General features: G+C 67.9%; 14 protein-coding genes and 1 pseudogene. 5 read left to right on the plus strand and 10 right to left on the minus strand.

Translation table 11 applies throughout. From position 1 onward, the window contains the following. Positions 1 to 110: 110 nt before the first annotated feature. Positions 111 to 791, minus strand: coding sequence for a DUF6064 family protein (locus tag D3869_RS30540; protein ID WP_137143374.1), 681 nt, complete (start codon positions 789 to 791; stop codon positions 111 to 113). After that, positions 791 to 1,705 carry an aldo/keto reductase gene (locus D3869_RS30545; RefSeq protein WP_137143375.1) on the minus strand — a complete coding sequence of 305 codons (915 nt, stop codon included), beginning with the start codon at positions 1,703 to 1,705 and terminating at the stop codon, positions 791 to 793. Before D3869_RS30545 ends, D3869_RS30540 begins: the two co-directional genes overlap by 1 nt. A 409-nt stretch (positions 1,706 to 2,114) precedes the next feature. Here D3869_RS30545 and D3869_RS34825 point away from each other — a divergent pair. Then, positions 2,115 to 2,480 (plus strand): annotated as a pseudogene (locus D3869_RS34825) (transposase); the annotation flags it as partial. Between the two features lie 139 nt (positions 2,481 to 2,619). On the opposite strand, the gene D3869_RS30555 reads toward D3869_RS34825, so the two are convergent. From D3869_RS30555 to D3869_RS30580, 6 genes are all read right to left on the minus strand, one after another. After that, a complete protein-coding gene (locus tag D3869_RS30555; protein WP_137143377.1) occupies positions 2,620 to 4,158 on the minus strand; it encodes an AMP-binding protein in 1,539 nt (512 codons plus the stop codon). 60 nt (positions 4,159 to 4,218) lie between these two features. Beyond that, positions 4,219 to 5,199, minus strand: a complete 981-nt coding sequence (locus D3869_RS30560; RefSeq protein ID WP_175426688.1) for a quinone oxidoreductase family protein — start codon at positions 5,197 to 5,199, stop codon at positions 4,219 to 4,221. Positions 5,200 to 5,213: 14 nt separating this feature from the next. Next, positions 5,214 to 6,125 (minus strand): 3-hydroxyisobutyrate dehydrogenase, encoded by a 912-nt coding sequence (gene mmsB, locus D3869_RS30565; RefSeq protein WP_137143378.1) that lies wholly within the window; start codon positions 6,123 to 6,125, stop codon positions 5,214 to 5,216. A gap of 30 nt (positions 6,126 to 6,155) precedes the next feature. Beyond that, the gene (locus D3869_RS30570; RefSeq protein ID WP_137143379.1) at positions 6,156 to 7,355 is read right to left on the minus strand and encodes an ABC transporter substrate-binding protein; all 1,200 of its coding nucleotides are present in this window, start codon (positions 7,353 to 7,355) and stop codon (positions 6,156 to 6,158) included. 32 nt (positions 7,356 to 7,387) lie between these two features. Then, positions 7,388 to 8,887: an aldehyde dehydrogenase family protein gene (locus tag D3869_RS30575; RefSeq protein WP_137143380.1), complete on the minus strand. Its 1,500-nt coding sequence runs from the start codon at positions 8,885 to 8,887 to the stop codon at positions 7,388 to 7,390. A 64-nt stretch (positions 8,888 to 8,951) separates the two neighbouring features. Next, positions 8,952 to 9,746: an enoyl-CoA hydratase/isomerase family protein gene (locus tag D3869_RS30580; protein WP_137143381.1), complete on the minus strand. Its 795-nt coding sequence runs from the start codon at positions 9,744 to 9,746 to the stop codon at positions 8,952 to 8,954. 370 nt (positions 9,747 to 10,116) lie between these two features. On the opposite strand from D3869_RS30580, the gene D3869_RS30585 reads away from it, so the two are divergent. The 4 genes from D3869_RS30585 to D3869_RS30600 all read left to right on the plus strand — a co-directional run bounded on the left by D3869_RS30585 (position 10,117) and on the right by D3869_RS30600 (position 17,054). Then, complete coding sequence (locus tag D3869_RS30585) at positions 10,117 to 10,788, plus strand: GntR family transcriptional regulator (protein WP_137143382.1); 672 nt, start codon at positions 10,117 to 10,119, stop codon at positions 10,786 to 10,788. A 457-nt stretch (positions 10,789 to 11,245) separates the two neighbouring features. Beyond that, positions 11,246 to 12,892 (plus strand): ABC transporter substrate-binding protein, encoded by a 1,647-nt coding sequence (locus D3869_RS30590; RefSeq protein ID WP_247896112.1) that lies wholly within the window; start codon positions 11,246 to 11,248, stop codon positions 12,890 to 12,892. Positions 12,893 to 12,908: 16 nt separating this feature from the next. Next, on the plus strand, positions 12,909 to 16,604 hold the full coding sequence (locus tag D3869_RS30595) for a hybrid sensor histidine kinase/response regulator (RefSeq protein WP_137143383.1): 3,696 nt from the start codon (positions 12,909 to 12,911) through the stop codon (positions 16,602 to 16,604). 30 nt (positions 16,605 to 16,634) lie between these two features. Further along, entirely contained in the window at positions 16,635 to 17,054 is a 420-nt protein-coding gene (locus D3869_RS30600; protein ID WP_137143384.1) for a response regulator, read from the plus strand. A 65-nt stretch (positions 17,055 to 17,119) separates the two neighbouring features. Here D3869_RS30600 and D3869_RS30605 read toward each other — a convergent pair whose 3' ends face one another. Together D3869_RS30605 and D3869_RS30610 are read right to left on the minus strand one after the other, a co-directional pair. After that, complete coding sequence (locus D3869_RS30605) at positions 17,120 to 17,527, minus strand: type II toxin-antitoxin system VapC family toxin (RefSeq protein ID WP_137143385.1); 408 nt, start codon at positions 17,525 to 17,527, stop codon at positions 17,120 to 17,122. A 6-nt stretch (positions 17,528 to 17,533) separates the two neighbouring features. Then, positions 17,534 to 17,770 carry an AbrB/MazE/SpoVT family DNA-binding domain-containing protein gene (locus D3869_RS30610; RefSeq protein WP_109068956.1) on the minus strand — a complete coding sequence of 79 codons (237 nt, stop codon included), beginning with the start codon at positions 17,768 to 17,770 and terminating at the stop codon, positions 17,534 to 17,536. Positions 17,771 to 17,801 lie beyond the last annotated feature (31 nt).

Here is a 17,801-nt window from a genome sequence, read left to right on the forward strand (position 1 = left end):
CCTTCATGATGTTTGGTCGTGGCACGTTGTTGGAAGGGGGCTGCCAGGCTGGTGGGGGCTATGGCCTCCGCCGTCGGGCGCAAGCCGGAGTTTTCGCTCGACGGCGTCCGTCATGGATGCTCCTCCGACGCCGGTTGGGCTTTTCGCCGACGTGCGACCGGAATCAGGGCCAGCAGTGTCGCCCCGAGAAGCACCCATTGTTCCGGCGAGCCCATGCTGTTCAATGTCGCCCAACTGGCGAGGCACCATGCCGTCGGCACGACGAGCAGCAACCACGACCATCGCCCGTCGGCCATCATGACAAGGCCGATGGTGGCGATCGCGGTCGGGTCCGGTGTCATGCCGAAGACCTCGGCTCCGCCCAGGGTCCGTCCGGCGAGGAGCGCTGCCAGTGGATGCAGGACAAGCGCATAGAGGAACAGGGCAAACCCTATGGGTGCCCGCCCGGCTCGGGAGAGCGACCAGCGGAGCCGGCCACCGACCACGGCCAGCAGGACAGCCTGAAGCGCGAAAAGCGGGGCCACGTAGGATGCTGCCCAGTTGATGGTGGCGTAACGCTCCCATAGGAAGCTCCAGGCCAACCAGGACCACAGGACTGTCAGGATTCCTGCGATCACAGGATCCGACCATGGGCGGGGCCGGATGAGCCACAGCAAAATGGCGGCGCCGAGCAGCAGCATCAGGACATGCGCGGGCCAGAGCGCCTCGTTGTGCCGTTCGATCAGCCGCCAGTAGGTGCGGGGGCTGAAGAGCAAAAAGTCTTCGGTCGAATAGGTCCACCAGTCCGCCATCAGAGGTCCCTTACATGATCAGCCATGCGCCGCCGCATCGCGGCATCAGGCATCGGCCCCGCCATCGCAGCCATGTTTTCGCGCACATGGGCGACTTGGCTGGTTGCGGGGATGGCCACGGTGACGGCGGGATGAGAGATGATGAACTTCAGGACGAACTGCGCCCAGTTGGACACGCCGATGTCGGCGGCCCAGGAGGGCAGGGGATGGCCCGACAGCCGGCGGAGCAGCACGCCCTGCTGAAACGGGCGGTTGACGATGACGCCCATCCCGCGGTCCGCCGCCAGCGGCAGGATGCGTTGCTCCACGTCGCGGTCGACGATGTTGTAGGTAAGCTGCACGAAATCGAGAGGCTGCCGGCGCATGATGTCTTCGAACAGGTCGTGGCGCCGCCCTTCCGACGTCGTGATGCCGACGTAGCGGAGTTGACCCGCCGTCTTCATGGCGAACAGCGTCTTGAGATGCTCGTCCCAGGACAGCAGGTTGTGCACCTGAAGCAGGTCGAAGCGCGGCACGCCCCACAGGCGGCGCGACTCTTCGATCTGCGACGGCCCGCGTGTGCCCGAAGAAATCCAGACCTTGTCCGCCGCGAACAGGGCAGGGGAGTGCCCCAGCTTGCGCAGCCCATCTCCGACCACCGCCTGGGAGGAGCCGTACATGGGGGAGGAGTCGATCATCCGTCCCCCCATCTCGAAGAAGGCCTGCATGACCGCCGCGCATTCTCCGCGCAGTTCGGGGTCATCACCGACATTGAAGGTGATCCAGGTTCCCAAGCCAACGGGCGGGATGACCTCTCCCGAGGATGGAATGCGTCGAACCGGCACCTCACCGGCCTTTGCCTGGACGCGCAGCGGCATCATCAGGGCGGCCCCGGCCAGAACACCGTGTAGAACGGCGCGTCGTGTCGCACTCATGCTGTCACCCTTTCGTCTCTGTGTCGCGGCGTCCCTCGACGGCTTCGGCTTCGGCTCCGGTGTTCGGCGAGGTCGTACCCCATTGCGTGGTGTTGGAGCTGTGGGCAACCGGCCCGCCGCAGGGCTCCCGACGCTGGCGTAGGGGGCGGGTTGTTTACAGCGGGACGGTCATCGTCGTTCTTCCTCGCCCGAGGGTGACCGCGAAGACCGACAAAATGATGGCGCCTCGCGCGCCGCTGGAGAAGAGCCCTGACGGCGATGTGCCGTGCGAGATGATCGGTTTCACGGCCGAGCGGCTGATGGAACCGGAGGGGCAGGCCTGAGGACCGGTGACGGCCTTGGCGAACGCTCCGCCGGGCGAAGGGTCCAGCGCAACGGCTGTCGGGATCGCGACTGGGAGACCCGCACGTCATGGCGCCGTTGCCGGGTGCGCTTCATGCGCAAGGCCCCGGCGCGTGATGTCGGCCTTCATCGCCACCGCCGTCGCCCACACCGCCGTCGCCCAGGACGCTGCCGACGCCGCCAAGGCGCAGTGGCGCAGGGACTCCGAACAGGTCCGCCCTGCTCAACGAGGCCGAGGGAGACACGCTGGCCTTCCGGGCTTTCCCAAGGAACACCGGGCCAAGATCCACAGCACGCTCCCGCTGGAGCGGCTGAACGGCAAGATCAAGCGGCGCGCCGAAGGTGGTCGGCATCCTCCCCAACGAGGCGGCGATCACCCCGCCTGATCGGCGCCATCCTGCTCGAACAGAACGATGAGTGGGCGGTCCGGCGGCCGCATGATGATCCCGGCGAGATCCGCTGGAGACCAGAAGAGCGCCTCGGTTCTTACACCACCCGTTGGGACTGATCTTGCGGTTGCTTCAGTTCAACCCGGCGAGCCCGACAGCCTTTTGCCTTCGTGCACCGACGCCTCAGCCGGTTGCGTTCCGCGTCTTGAACACATCCTTGTGCAGCGAGCTGAGTTCGTTCTTTAATATCTTTCCCATGGCATTCCGGGGCAGCGCATCCAGGACGATCACGGCCTTGGGCAGCTTGTAGCCGGCGAGTTCGCGTGCCGCCCGTGCGAGAATGGCGGCCGGATCGAGCGACTCGCAGCCTGGCTGGCGTTCGACGGCGGCGACCACGCCCTCACCGAAATCGGGGTGGGGAACGCCGAAGACCGCGGTCTCGCCCACCCCCTCGATGCGGTTGAGCACGATCTCGACCTCGCGCGGATAAACATTGTAGCCGCCGGAAATGATGATGTCCTTCGCGCGGCTGACCAGTGTGAGACGGCCATCCGGGGCGGCGCGCGCCAGATCCCCCGTCATGAAGAAGCCGTCCGGCCGGAATTCCGCCGCCGTTTTCTCCGGCATCCGCCAATAGCCTTTGAAGACATTCGGACCACGCAGTTCGAGACCGCCGACCGTGCCCGCGGGCTGCGGCTGTCCGGCGGCGTCCACAACCCGGACCTCCAGCCCTGGCAGCGGGTAGCCGACCGTGCCGGGCAGACGCTCGCCGTCGAGGGGATTGGAGGCGATGATCGTGGTTTCCGTCATGCCGTAGCGTTCGAGAATCCGATGCCCCGTGCGGGCCTCGAACGCCTCGAAGAGGTCCGGTGACAGGGGAGCCGAGCCGCAGGTGAACAGGCGCATGCTCCCGCACCGCTCCCGGTCGAGCCGCGGGTCGGCAAGGAGGCGCGTGTAGAGCGTCGGGACGCCCATGAACAGGGTGCTGTGCGGCAGATGCCCGATCACGGCGTCCGCCGTGAATTTGGGAAGGAAAACAGAGGACGCGCCCGCATACAGCATCGAGTTCAGGGCGATGAACAGGCCGTGTGCGTGGAAGATGGGCAGGGCGTGCAACAGCACATCGGCGTCGGAGATGCCCCAGAGCGCGTTCAGCGTGCGGGTGCCAAAGGCCAGATTGCCGTGTGAGATCATGGCGCCCTTGGGGCGGCCCGTCGTACCGGAGGTGTAGAGGATCGCCGCCACGTCGTCCGGCCCCACCTCGGCGACGTGTTCCCGTGGTGGCCGTCCGCGGCACGCCGCCGTCACGCTTCCTTCGCCGTCCGGGTCGAGCGTGAAGGTTCGGCACCCGGCCGGCGGCACCAGATCGCCGACGACCGCGGTCTGCCCGACGAACACCGTAGGTTCCGCGTCGTCGAGGAAGTAGCGCAGTTCGGCCAGCGTGTAGGCCGTGTTGAGTGGCAGGTAGATCGCCCCGAGCTGCAGGACGGCGAGGTAAAGACACACCGCCTCGGGCGACTTCGCCACCTGCACGGCGACCCGGTTTCCCGGACCGACGCCGGCCTCGTGAAGGACGTGCGCCATGCGTCCGGCGGTCCGCCGCAGGTCCGCGTAGGTCCATGTCCGTTCCGTGTCGGTTCGCCCCGTGTCGGTTCGCAGGGCCACCCGCGCATCGGACGAAGCGCCGGGCTTCAGAAGCAGGCTGTAAAGATTGTGCGTCATTCCGGTGTTCCTGTCGCCGCGATGCGGGTCATGTCATTCCGAAGCGAAGGCCGGTTCGCTTCAGGGAATGAGCACGATCGGTCCCGTCGTGCGACGGGCTTCCAGGTCGCGGTGCACCGATGCGGCCTCGGTGAGCGGCGCCCGATGGGCGATGCCGACCTGGACCCGGCCCGAGGCCAGGGCTTCGAACAACCCGCCGGCCAGGGTCTCGATGTCGTCGCGGCTGCGGGTGACCGTGGCCAGCGTCGGCTTGGCGAGGAAGATCGAGCCCTTCTGCGCCAGCACGCTGATATCCACGGGTGCCACCGGGCCGCTCGCCTGTCCAAAGCTGACCATCAGGCCGAAGGGCTTCAGACAGTCCAGCGACGCCATGAAGGTGTCCTGCCCGACGGAATCATAGACCACGTCGACACCGCGGCCGCCGGTGATGTCGCGGACGCGCGCGGCGAAATCCTCCTCGCGGTAGAGGATGACGTGATCGCAGCCGGCGCCCTGGGCGACGGCCGCCTTTTCCGGCGAGCCGACCGTGCCGATCACCGTCGCCCCCAGAGCGTGCGCCCACTGGCACAGCATCTGGCCGACACCGCCCGCCGCGGCATGAACGAGAAGGTTTTCCCCCGCCTTAACCGGATGGACGCGGTGCAGCAGATACTGCGCCGTCGTTCCCTTGACCATCGCGGCGGCGGCCACCTCGTCCGACACCGTGTCCGGCAGCTTCACCAGGCGGTGCGTGGGAACGATGCGCCGCTCGGCGTAGGCGCCGAGCAGCATCCAGTAGGCGACACGGTCGCCGGGCGCCACATCGGTGACGCCGGGGCCGACCGCCTCGACGACGCCGGCGCCCTCCACGCCCAGCACGGCCGGGCGTGGGATCGCGTACTGCCCGGAGAGGGCCGAGCGGTGATAGGTGTCGATGAGGTTGACGCCGATCGCCGTGTGGCGGACCAGGGCCTCCCCCGGGCCGGGCGGCGGCACGGCCACCTCCTCCCAGACCAGGGCTTCGGGACCGCCGGGCTGGTGGACGCGGATCGCATGAACCATGATCGGTTTCCCTTTCACGCCGATGTCAGCCGTCCGGTGATCAGGGCGAAGACGGCGCTGAAATCCTTGTTCCCGTGACCGTGCTCCACGAGCATCTGGTAGAGCGCGGCGGCGCTGCCGGCGAGCGGCGTGGCGGCGCCGCTGGTGGCGGCCGCGTTCTGCGACAGGCGCATGTCCTTCAGCATCATCGCCGCCGCGAAGCCCGGCTGGTAGTCGCGGTTGGCCGGCGATGCCGGGACCGGCCCGGGAACCGGGCAATAGCTCTGCAAGGCCCAGCAATTGCCCGAGGACACGGTCATGACGTCGTAGACCGTCTGGTGGTCGAGCCCGAGCTTCTCGGCCAGGGCGAACACCTCGCTGATGGCGACCATGCTCATGCCCGCCATCATGTTGTTGCAGATCTTCAGGGCCACGCCGTTCCCGGATGCGCCGACATGGAAGATTTTGGGACCCATGGCGGCCAGCACCGGGCGGGCGCGCTCGAAGCCCTCGGCGGTGCCGCCGACCATGAAGGTCAGGGTCCCGGCCTGGGCCGCCGGGACCGCGCCGGACACCGGGGCGTCCACCATGACGAAACCGGCCTCGGCCGCCGCCTTGCTGACCGCCCGCGCGCTCTCCACGTCGATGGTGGAGCAGTCGATCAGCATCGCGCCCGGACGGGCGTGCGCCAGCACGCCGCCCTCGTCCTCGCTTCCACCTTCGTAGGCGGCCCGAACATGCTTTCCCGTCGGGATCATGCTGATGACGGTGTCGGCATCGGCCAGCGCGTCGGCCAATGTGGCCGCCACGCGGCCACCGGCGGCGGCGTAGGCGTCGCGCGCCGCGGCCACCACGTCGTACCCGACGACGTCATGCCCGGCCTTGGTCAGGTTGTCGCACATGGGACGGCCCATGTTGCCGAGTCCGATGAAAGCAATCCGCGCCATGATGTTCCTCCGGAAGGGTCTCTCAGTGGGTCACTTCTTGACCAGGGAGCACTTGCTTTCGCTCAAGGGGATCGCCGCCTGGTCGCCGGGGATGGTGCGTTGAACCTTGTAGTAATCCCAGGGGCCCTTGGACTCGGCCGGTGTCTTGACCTCGATCAGGTACATGTCGCGGATGACCCGGCCGTCCTCGCGGACCTTGCCGCCCTTGGTGATGAGATCGTCGACCGGAAGTTCCCGCATCTTTTCGGCGACCACGGTGCCGTCGTCGGTGCCGGCCGCCTGCATCGCCTTGAGATAGTGCGTCACCGCCGAGTACACGCCGGCCTGGACCATGTTGGGCTTGCGCTTCATGCGCGCCTCGAAGCGCTCGCCCAGCTTGCGGCTGCCCTCGTCGCGATCCCAGTAGTAGGCCGTGGTCGCGATGAGGCCCTTGGCGTTTTCCAGGCCGAGCGCGTGCACGTCGCTGATCAGGACGGCCAGCCCGACCAGCTTCTGGCCGCCGCTGGTGATGCCGAACTCCGCCGCTTGCTTGACCGCGTTGGTGGTGTCCGTCCCGCCGTTGGCGAGCCCGATGATCGCGGCCTTGGACGCCTGCGCCTGGAGAAGGAAGGAGGAGAAATCGGCGTTGCCGAGCGGGTGCCTGACCTGCCCCAGCACCTTGCCGCCGTTCTCCTTGACCGTCTTGTCGATGTCGGCGGCCATCTGATGACCGAAGGCATAGTCGGCGGTCAGCATGAACCAGTCCTTGCCGCCGTCCTGGACGACGGCACGGGCGGTTCCGACCGCCTGGGAATAGGTGTCCCACATCCAGTGGAAGCCGTTGGGCGAGCAGTCTTCGTTGGTAAGGCGCGTCGTCCCCGGACCGGTGGCCAGGGTGATCTTCCCGCGTTCGCGGGCGAGGTTCTGGACCCCGATGGCGATGGCCGAATTGGTCAGGTCGGCGATGGCATGGACGCCCTGGGTGTCGAACCACTCGCGGGCCTTCGCCAGCCCGATGTCGGGCTTGTTCTGGTGGTCCGCCGACAGGATCTCGATCTTCTTGCCCAGAACCTGGCCGCCGAAATCCTCGACGGCCAGCCGCGCCGCCTCGACCGAACCGGCGCCGCCGAATTCGCTGTACAGGCCCGACTGGTCGTTCAGAACGCCGATCCGGATAACGTCGGCGGCCTGGGCCGTTCCGGCCGCCAAAGTCGTCGTGGCCAGAAGCGCGGCGATGAAGGACGTACGCATTCTTGTTTCCTCCCTTTTTTGTGAACTCTTGATCAGTCCATGTTGATGATGACCGTCTTCTTGTGCGTGAAGTGATCGAGCATCGCTTCGAGGGATGCTTCTTTTCCAAGGCCGGACTGCTTGAAGCCGCCGTAGGACAAGCCCGGCTGAACCACGAGATTCTGGTTGACCTGCACGAAGCCGGCCTGGAGCCGCCGGGTCGCGTCGAGGGCGGTGCGCAGGTCGCGCGTCCAGATGGTCGCGGCGAGGCCGAAATCGCTGTCGTTGGCCATGGCCAATGCGTCCTCGTAGTCGCGGAAGGCGATCACGCAGGTGACCGGTCCGAAGATTTCCTCGCGGGCCAGCCGGTGATCGTTGGGCAGGCCGGTGAAGAGGACGGGCTGCACGAACAGGCCGCGCGCCAGCCGCTCGTCAGTCGGCAGGGCCGAGCACCGGTGCGCCACCGCGCCCGCCGTCGCCTCGCCGAGCGCGATGTAGGACCGCACCCGGTCGAACTGCTGCGGCGAGATGATGGTGCCGATGTCCGTCGCCTCGTCCAGCGGGTCGCCCATGGTCATGGCGTCGACCTTCGCCTTCAGCTTGTCGATGAAGGCGTCGTGAAGGCTCTCATGGACGAAGATGCGCGAGGAGGCGGTGCAGCTCTGGCCTTGCCGCGTGAAGCGCATGCCCGCCACGGCGCCGTCGATGGCCTTGTCGAGATCGGCGTCGCCCATCACGATCATCGGGCTTTTGCCGCCCAGCTCGAGGGTGACGGGGATCAGCTTGTCGGCCGCCAGATGCGAAATGATCTTGCCCGTCTCCACCGAGCCGGTGAAGGTCACCTTGCCGACCCCCGGATGGCTGACCAGGGGCGCGCCGCATCCGGGGCCGTCACCCGACAGGATGTTGAGGACGCCCGCCGGCAGAAGCTGGTTCATGACCTGGATGACACGCAGGGCCGCCAGCGGCGCCTCCTCGGCGGATTTGACGATGACGGCGTTTCCGGCGACCAGCGCCGGCGCGATCTTGAGCGCCATCAGGTACAGCGGCACGTTCCAAGGAATGATGGCGCCGACGACGCCGATCGGTTCGCGCTGGGTGAAGGTCAGCATCTTCGGGTGGAACGGGACGGTTTCGCCCTTCAGCTCGGACGCGAGCCCGCCATAGAAGGTCAGGGTGTCCGCCACCAGCGACGCCTCGACCCGGCTTTCGGTCCGAATGGCCTTGCCCGTCTCCAAGGCGAGGAGGCGCCCGATCTCCTCGGCATGGCCGACCAGACGGCGCCCGCATTCGACCAGCAGCCGGCCCCGCTCGCGCGCCGAAAGGCGAGCCCAGGCGCCTTGCGCCGCGCCCGCCGCGCGGACGGCGTCGTCTACGTCGCGCTCGCCGCCGTCCGCGGCCGTGGCGATCACGTCGCCCGTCGCGGGGTTCACGACATCGAAGGTCTTTCCCGTGGCCGCCGGCCGGAGTTCGCCGCCGATCAGCAGCAAACCCGACAGCTCGCGCGCGAGGGCATGGGGGGTCGTGTTCAGAACCAGGTTCTGGTCGGTCATGGACGGTCTCTGTTCAAGATGGGGACTGGTGTGCCGATCCGGCGCGCGCCGGGGGCGGAGGCGGTCAGGATGCCCGGCGCTGCGACCAGACCTTCAGGGCGTCGGCGAACTCGTCCGACCGCAGGCTCGCGGCAAAGGCCGCCTCCGCCGCCCGATCGTCCAGTTCGCCGCGGGCGATGTCGTTGAGCGCGCGTTTCATGCCGGCGATGGCTTGCGGCGCGCAGGCCGTGATGCGTCCGGCCAACTCGTCCACGGTGGCCTGGAGATCGCCGGGAGCGACGATACGGTCCAGGAAGCCGATGCTCAGCAGGTCGTCGCCGGCGATCGTTTCCGCCGTGAGGAACAGGCGCTTGGCCGCGTTGAGGCCAAGCCGCGACACGTAGCGGCGAAGGCCGCCGGGGTAGAAATGTATGCCGAGCTGTCCGGCCGGCATGCGCATGCGCATCCCGGTCACGCCGATGCGGAAGTCGCAGGCGAGCGCCAGATCGGTGGAGCCGCCATAGACGCTGCCGTTGAGGGCGCAGATCGTCGGGACACGGACGGCTTCGATGCGATCGCACAAGCGCGCGAAGGCGTTCTCCCCGTCCTGGCCGCCCGCCGCGCCGCGCTGGGATGACTGGGCCGCGCTCAGGTCGTAGCCGGAGGAGAAGCTCGGCCCCGTCGCGGTCAGCACCAGCACGCGAACGGACGGGTTCGCTTCGGCGGCCGCGATTTTCTCCTGCAAAATGGCGATGTCCGCCACGTCGATCCGATTGTGCTGAAGCGGGCGGTTGAGCCGGATGGTGCCCACCGCGTCCTTCACGGTCAGTTGGGGGGCTGTCGCCGGCCCGTCCGATTGACCCCGTGGCGTCCCGTTCATTGCTTCCTCCCAGGCGCCGTCATTGGCAACGGCACGGCTCTATGGATACCGTCTTTGTTTTCTTAAAGAACCATGAGCGACGTTATGCATACCAGAGAGCGATAATGGAATGCAACGTGGAAAGTTTGGCACGCTTATGGTTTGGGTGTTCCGCAATGAATGGCAGCGGCTTTCTGGTATGCCGTTGTGCGTTGGAGGCTGCTGGTAATCCTTGCCGCGCGAGCGTGCGCCGCGGTCTGTCAGAGCTTGGCTTCTCCACCGCCTGCAGCGGTTCGGTCGACCAAAATCGGGTTTTGGCATACCAAAACATTGACGCCGACCGGTGGGCGCGATAGTGTCGGCCGATCCCGATTTGCCAACGGATCATGCCATGCAGGCGGAAAAGCCAAGCCGCGTAACGGAAATGCGGCAGGTGCTCGAACAGGAAATCCTGGGCGGGATCATCGCACCCGGCGAGCGCCTGGACGAGCGCGCTCTGGCCGAACGGTTCGGCGTGTCGCGGACGCCGGTGCGCGAGGTGCTGTCCCAGCTTGGTTCGAGCGGCCTGGTCACGATAAAGCCGGGAGCCGGCGCCTCCGTGTTGCGGATGTCCGCCAAGCAACTCGTCGGCATGATGGAGGTTCTGGTCGAGCTGGAATCGCTGGCCGCCAGCCTGGCCGCCCGCCGCATGGGACTCGCCGGGCGCAAGCGTCTCGTGGAGGTGCACGAGGCGAGCCGCGCCGCCGCCGAGGCCAGCGACATCGAGGCCTACGACAATCTCAATCGCGAACTGCATGAGCTGATTTACGCCGGAAGCCGGAACGAGCATCTGGAGCACCAGGCGAAACTCATTCGCAGTCGCCTGCGCATCTACCGCCAGTATCCGTTCCAGCACACCGCGCGCCCTTTGAAGTCCTACACGGAGCACGACCTTTTCGTGAAAGCGATCCTGGAAGGGGATGGCGAGGCCGCGCGCCGGCACATGCACGACCACATGACCACGGGTGGAAGCATTTGGGTCGATATGGTGGTTTCCATGCCGCCGGTCGGTGACCACGAGTAGCGGCTGTTTTTTGAACATGCGTGCTGCGCGGATTGGCGGGGCGGCGGCGTCCACCGCGCGGCAGCGGTGATCTAGTCCAACGGCATTGTTGAGATGCTTGACGTGCCGTGGCTTGGCACAGCGCCAAAACACGCCGTCCCTCTTCATCACCTTGGCCGCGCTCGGGCAGGCGGCGTTCTTATCCCCCGTGTGGGTGCACGGGTGTGAGCGGAGGCGCGCGGCCTTGGCAACCTCCCGCGCCGACGCGTGTCCGACCGCCCGGGAAAGCACCTTTCCACCCTCTCATCGCGTTTGGGTTGTTACAGAAGATTTCGTCCGGGAAGTATTATTTCCCAGAAGAAACTTAAAGATTGTCTTATGAAAGATAACGTCAATTGCAAGTAGGCGCCTCTTGGCTTTAATCTCCGCAAACCAATTGGGGGCTCGGACAGGTGACCGGTTGAAGGAGTGCGGTGCAGTGAAGGCAGGTTTGTTGAAGAATGGGCTGGCCCGGCTGGGCGGGGCGTTCCCGATCGCGGCCCTGATCGCGGTGGCGGCTCTGGCGGGCGCCGGAGCGCTGCAGAAGGCCGAGGCGGCGTCGACGCTGGTCTTCTGTTCGGAAGGCAACCCGGACAATCTGGCCCCGGCGTTGGCCCGCACCAACACCAGCTTCGACGCGATCCTGCACGTCTACGACACGCTCGTGCGCTTCGATGCGGAGTCGAAGAGCATCGTGCCCGCGCTTGCGGAATCCTGGACCATCTCGCCGGACGGCACCGTCTACACCTTCAAGCTGCGGCCCGCTGTGCGCTTCCACGACACGCCGGGCTACACGCCGACGCGCACGCTGACCTCCGCCGACGTGCTGTTCAGCTTCTTCCGGCAATGGCACAAGGACCACCCGTACCATTCGGTCGGAAACGGGGCCTACAACTACTTCAACGACCTCTCCATGGGGGCGATCCTCAGGTCGATCGAGGCGGTGGACGACCTGACGGTGCGCTTCACCCTCAACCGGCCGCAGGCGCCCTTCCTGGCCAACCTGTCGATGGTCTTCGCCGCCATCACCTCGGCGGAATACGCCGACACCATGGCCAGGCGCGGCACGCCGGAGCTGTTCGACCTGGAGCCGGTGGGGACCGGCGCCTTCCAGCTCCTCTCCTATCAGAAGGACAACCTGCTTCAGTACAAGGCGTTCGAGGGGCACTGGGCCGGGCGCCCGCCGCTCGACAATCTGGTCTTCGCCATCACCCCCAACGCCACGGTCCGGCTGAACCGGCTGCAGGCCGGCGAATGCCACGTCATGCCCTATCCCAACCTGACCGACCTGCCGAAGATCCGGAACAGCCCGTCGCTGACCCTGCTGCGGCAGGAGGGCTACAACGTCGCCTTCCTCACCTTCAACGTGGAACGGAAGCCGCTGGACGACGTGCGGGTGCGCCGGGCGATCAGCATGGCCATCGACAAGGAAACGCTGGTGGACGCCCTCTACGGCGACACCGGGCGCACGGCGAAGAATCCCTTGCCGCCGACGAGCTGGGGCTACAACGACGCCATCACCGACATCCCCTACGACCCCAAGGGCGCGAGCCAGCTCCTGGCCGAGGCGGGCTACGCCAACGGCTTCGAGATCGAGCTGTGGCACATGCCGGTGGCCCGGCCCTACATGCCCGCCGGCAAGCGGGCGGCGGAGATGATGGCGAACGATCTGGCCCAGGTCGGCGTCAAGGCCACGCTGGTGACCGACGACTGGTCGGTCTACATGAAGCGGCTGATGAACGGCGACCACCAGCTGGGCATGATCGGCTGGACCGGCGACAACAGCGACCCTGACAATTTCCTCTACACGCTGCTGAGCTGCGAGGGAGCGCGCAAGGGCGGCGGCAACATGGGCAAATGGTGCGACCGCAGCTTCGACGACGTCATCATCGAGGCCAAGCAGACCACCGACGTCGCCAAGCGCACCGCCCTCTACCATCGGGCGCAGGAAATCTTCAAGGATCAGGCGCCGTGGCTGCCGCTGGCCCATTCCATGGTGTTCATGGTGCTGCGCGAGGAGGTGACGGGCTATCGGATGAATCCCTTCGGCCTGCACCTGTTCCACCACGTCGATCTCGCCCAGTGAGCGGCGGCGCGCGGTGATGATCCGCACCAACATCGCCCAGCGGATCGCCGCGGTCGGCGGCATGCCCGTGCTGGTGGCGGCGGCCATCGCCATCGTCGCGTGGTTCCTGCTGCAGCAGTCCGACCGCGCCAACGGTTCGGTGGTCATCGCCGGCACGATCTACCGCGAACTGCTGGGGGCGGAGGCGGCGCGCTCCGACTATCTGAACACCGCGGCCAGCCGGCGGGCGGCCCAGGCCGTCCGTTTCGACGCCCACACCGGCGAGGCGCGCCGTCAGCTGGACGCCCTGGCCGACGCCACCGAGGACGATGCGCTGGAAAGCGCCGTCAGCGAGACGCGGCGGGTTCTGGACCGCTACGCCACGCAGATGGAGGAGCTGAAGGCGGTCACCGAGCGGAACGACGCCCTGATCGGCGCCATGGCCCAGCAGGCGGCCCGGCTGATCGACATCACCGACGCCGCCCGCCAGCGCCAGAACCTCGCCAACCTCGGCTATGCCGAGACGGTGGCGGACTCCGACCGGCGCCTGAGCCTGCACCGCGACGTGCTGGACAACGCCCGCAGCATCTACGCCGCGCTGGCCGGTCTGTGGCGGCACGAGGCGGCCCGGCTGTCCCGCGAACACGGTCAGGCTCAAGGCGGTGCCACGCCCGGCAACTCCGGCGCGCACGACACCGGGGTGCTGATGCTGCGCCTGAGCAACAGCGCGGAAGCGCTCGAGGAGGCGCTGGAGCGGGCCGCCGCCGCGGAAGGGCGCAGCGGGCGGGGGCAAAAGCGCATCGTCGCGGCGGTCTCGCAGGTGTCCAGCGCGCTGATGGACGGCGGCGACATCCGGGACAGCGCGCAGGAACTGGAAAAGCGCATCGACCAGATCCTGAACGTCTACGGCACGGCCTACGCCGCCACGCTGAACGAGGTCACCGAACTCACCGCCCACGCCGTGTCGGCCAACGAGACCGAGCAGCAGGCGCAGGGCGTGACCATCGCCGTGCTGAAGCTGGCGCACGCCACCGCCGACGCGGTGAGCCACCGGGACATCGGCGCGACCATCGCGCTGATCGCGGACGGCGCGGCGGTGGAGGAGCAGATCGAGCGGATCGCGCTGCCCCCGCTGGTGCGCGGCGGCATGATGTCCGCCGTGGCCGGCTGGCGGGACAGCCTGGACAAGGTGCGCGAGGGGCTGAGCGTCCAGGACCTGATGATCGCCCAGATGGACGCGGACGCGAAGGAGATGGCGTCGGGCGCCAGCGCGCTGAACGACACCTTCCGCAGCAACGCCGAAACCATCGGGGCCTTCCTGCGCTCCGCCCTCGTGCTCGGGGCCACCGCCGGCCTGCTGCTGGCCATCGCCGGGGCCTTCTACGCCGCCCGCTCGATCACCCGCCCGCTGGACCGCCTGCAAAGGCAGATGGTCCATCTGGCCGGAAACCCGCTGACCGGCGCCATCGTGGACACCGGACGCCGGGACGAGGTCGGGGCCATGGCCCGCTCGGTGCAGCATTTCGTCACCGAGATCGCCCAGCGGGAGACCGCCCTGCACGAGGCCAAGAACCAGGCGGAGGAGGCGACGCGGGCGAAGTCCTCCTTCCTGGCGGTGATGAGCCACGAGATCCGCACGCCGATGAACGGCGTGACGGCGATGGCCGAGATGCTGGACCAGACCGACCTGACCGAGGAGCAGCACGGCATGCTGGGGGTCATCCGGTCGTCGGCCCAGGCGCTTCTCATCATCATCAACGACATCCTCGACTTCTCCAAGATCGAGGCGGGGAAGATGGAGATCGAATCCGTCCCCTTCTCCCCCCTGGAGGTGGTCGAGGAGTCGGCGGAGCTGGTGGCCGGGCGCATCGAGGAAAAGGGGCTTCAGCTGTCCGTCGACGTCGGGCCGGGTGTTCCCGACCGGCTGACCGGCGATCCGACGCGCGTGCGCCAGATCCTGATCAATCTGATGGGCAACGCCGTCAAGTTCACCGAGAAGGGCAGCGTCGCCGTGACGGTCAGCGCCGAACCGCGTTCCGGCGCGGATGGCGCCGCGGATGGCGGCGTGATGCTGCGCTTCGCCGTGACCGACAGCGGGATCGGCCTGACCGAGGAGCAGCGGGCCAAGCTGTTCCAGCCTTTCCAGCAGGCCGACAGCTCCACCTCGCGCCGCTTCGGCGGCACCGGGCTGGGGCTGACGATCTGCCACAAGCTGTGCAGCATGATGGGGGGCGGCATCGGGGTGGACTCGGTGTTCGGCGAGGGCTCCACCTTCTGGTTCGAGCTGCCCTTCGCGGTGGCCGCCCCGACCGCCGACTGCCCGCAGCCCCGAACGCCGGCGGCCCCGGCGGTGGCGGTGGACGACGCCCGCGTGGTGGCTGTCGGCTTCGAGGGCGCCGGCCGCCGGGCGCTCCAGGGCATCCTGGCCGCCGCCGGCATCGTTCCGCTGGGCTGGTACGATCTGACCGGCGGCCTCGAGGCGGTGACCGACACCCAGGGCGGCCCGGCGGCGGACTCCGCCTCAGACGGCGAGGCCGGGCGGCTGGTGGTTCTGGTCAACGGCGGGGTGCAATCCGAAGCGGCCATCGCCTGCTGCCGCGCCATCGTGCAGTCCCCAGCCTTCGCCGACGGCCCCGTGCCCGCGGTCATCCTGGCCGTGCCGCGGGCGCTGGCCTCCACCATGTCGGAAGCCGACCGCATCGGGCTGCTGTGCGCCGTCAATCTGCCTCTGCGGCGGCGGCGGGTCTGGCTGACCATCGCGGCGGCGCTGGGCCGGGCCAGCCTGGAACGGCGGTCGGAACCGCGGGAGCATGACGCCACCGGCTGGGAGCCGCCGCCCATCGAATCCGCCATCGCGGCCGGGGCGCTGATCCTGGTGGCGGAGGACAACCCGATCAACCAGACGGTGATCCGCCGCATGCTGAACAAGCGCGGCTACGCCATCGAAATGGCCGACAACGGCGCCCGCGCCCTGGAGATGCTGCAGCCGGGCCGCTATGGCCTGCTCCTGACCGACTTCCACATGCCGGAGATGGACGGCTTCGGCCTGACCCACGCCATCCGCGCCCGCGAGCGGGAGCTGGCGGAGGCGTTGGGCGGGACGGGGGCGGGCGCCGGTGCGGTGACCCGGCTGCCCATCGTCGCCCTGACCGCCGATGCCCTGCCGGGCACGCAGCAGCGCTGCCTGGAGGCGGGGATGGACGGCTATCTGACGAAGCCCATCGAATCCCGGCTGCTGGCCGAAACGCTGGACCGCTTCCTGCCGCAGGCCCGCTCGCTGCGCCTGCCGGCCCGCCGGACGCCCGCCAAGCCGGAGCCGGCGGCCGTCGCCGAAGCGCCCCCCGTGCCGAGCTGGGCGGACGCCGACATCGACCCGCAGATTTTCGACCTCGGCCAGCTGAGCCAGAATTTCGGCCGCGACGACCCGGACGCCATGGTCTTCCTTGGCGATTTCCTGGGCATGGCGCCGGGGCTGATCCAGGCCGCGGTGACGGCGCTGGAGGCCGGGGCCGCCAGCGAGGCCCGCGACGCGGTCCACACGCTGAAGGGGGCGGCCCTGTCGATCGGAGCGGCCCGGCTGGGCCGGCTGGCCGCCGACACCCAGGACCTGCTGGATTCCGGGGACGCGGAGACCGCCGCGCTTCTCGCCAGCATGCTGGACGCCACCCTGGACGAGCTGATCACCGCGACCGCCGCGATGCGGGCGTCGCACAGTCCCGCACCGACGTGTTGAAACCGACGTCTTGAACAAGGGCAGCCCATTATGGCGGTAGATTACGCGAAGCTGAGCATCCTGATCGTCGAGGACGACAACTTCACCCGCGGCCTGATCCGCAAGGTGCTGAAGGAGATCGGCGTCCGCTCGATCCTGGAATCCTCCAACGGCAAGGACGGGCTGATGGAGGTTGTGCGCACACGCCCGGACATCGTCTTCTGCGACATCCACATGGCGCCGATGAACGGCAAGCAGTTCCTCCAGGGCTTGCGGGGGATCAAGGTGAAGGACGTGGACAAGACCCCCGTGATCTTCCTGACCGGCGACGCCGACCTCAGCACCGTGCGCTTCGCCAAGGAGCACAACGTCAACGGCTATCTGGTGAAACCCATCAGCCTCGCCAAGCTGCGCGACAGCATCGACGCGGTGGTGTCCAGCAACGTCGGAATGACGCAGTGGCTGACCTGAAACCAGCCGGAACCCGCCGTTGCAAGCGTGAGGCGGGCCTGCGGGAAACCCGGCGTCGTCCGCTCCTACGGCGACTCCGGCGTCATGAGATGCACGGACGGAAAGTACGAACGGTAGCGTTTGGCGTCGCGGGTCAGCAGCGGCAGACCGAGCACGGCGGCGTGAGCGCCGATGAAGAAATCCGGAAGCACCCCCGGGCGGGCGCCGCCCGCGGACCGGTAGCGCCGGAACGCCTTGCCGGCCAGAAACAGGGCGTCGCGGGGGATCTCCTCCATGGCGATGCCGGCCTCGTCGAGCAGGGCGTCCAGCTCCTCGATCCGCTCGAAACCCACCGACAGCTCGGCATAGACGACGCCGTTGACGATCAAAGGTCCCGTCGCGGCGGCCCTGTCCAACTGCCGGACCGACCAATCCGCCCACACCGGATCATTCGTGGTCAGATCGAGGAGCACGTTGGTGTCGACCAGCGTCATCGGCGCTCAATCCTCGCCGCGCGTCAGCGCCATGATCTGGTCCGTGCTCAAGCCGGCGGTGGCTCGGCCCCGCAGGCGCTCGAAACGGCTTCTCGCCGCCACCGCCCGATCCGCCCTGCTCAGGACGACGCGCCCGTCCTCGGCGATCTCGAACTCCACGGCGCTGCCGGGACCGAGTCCCAGCCGGTCGCGGATCGGCTTCGGAATGGTCACCTGTCCCTTTGTGGTGAGTGTCGTGGCCATGGGCGCCTCGGTAATACCGGAGTGATGTCCG

Origin of the sequence: Azospirillum brasilense (assembly GCF_005222205.1) — a bacterium.
Lineage (GTDB): Bacteria > Pseudomonadota > Alphaproteobacteria > Azospirillales > Azospirillaceae > Azospirillum > Azospirillum brasilense_G.

Coding starts and splice junctions, on each gene's coding strand:
- D3869_RS30540 (WP_137143374.1), bottom strand. CDS start 791: ATGGCGGACTGGTGGACCTATTCGACCGAAGACTTTTTGCTCTTCAGC.
- D3869_RS30545 (WP_137143375.1), bottom strand. CDS start 1,705: ATGAGTGCGACACGACGCGCCGTTCTACACGGTGTTCTGGCCGGGGCC.
- D3869_RS30555 (WP_137143377.1), bottom strand. CDS start 4,158: ATGACGCACAATCTTTACAGCCTGCTTCTGAAGCCCGGCGCTTCGTCC.
- D3869_RS30560 (WP_175426688.1), bottom strand. CDS start 5,199: ATGGTTCATGCGATCCGCGTCCACCAGCCCGGCGGTCCCGAAGCCCTG.
- mmsB (WP_137143378.1), bottom strand. CDS start 6,125: ATGGCGCGGATTGCTTTCATCGGACTCGGCAACATGGGCCGTCCCATG.
- D3869_RS30570 (WP_137143379.1), bottom strand. CDS start 7,355: ATGCGTACGTCCTTCATCGCCGCGCTTCTGGCCACGACGACTTTGGCG.
- D3869_RS30575 (WP_137143380.1), bottom strand. CDS start 8,887: ATGACCGACCAGAACCTGGTTCTGAACACGACCCCCCATGCCCTCGCG.
- D3869_RS30580 (WP_137143381.1), bottom strand. CDS start 9,746: ATGAACGGGACGCCACGGGGTCAATCGGACGGGCCGGCGACAGCCCCC.
- D3869_RS30585 (WP_137143382.1), top strand. CDS start 10,117: ATGCAGGCGGAAAAGCCAAGCCGCGTAACGGAAATGCGGCAGGTGCTC.
- D3869_RS30595 (WP_137143383.1), top strand. CDS start 12,909: ATGATCCGCACCAACATCGCCCAGCGGATCGCCGCGGTCGGCGGCATG.
- D3869_RS30600 (WP_137143384.1), top strand. CDS start 16,635: ATGGCGGTAGATTACGCGAAGCTGAGCATCCTGATCGTCGAGGACGAC.
- D3869_RS30605 (WP_137143385.1), bottom strand. CDS start 17,527: ATGACGCTGGTCGACACCAACGTGCTCCTCGATCTGACCACGAATGAT.
- D3869_RS30610 (WP_109068956.1), bottom strand. CDS start 17,770: ATGGCCACGACACTCACCACAAAGGGACAGGTGACCATTCCGAAGCCG.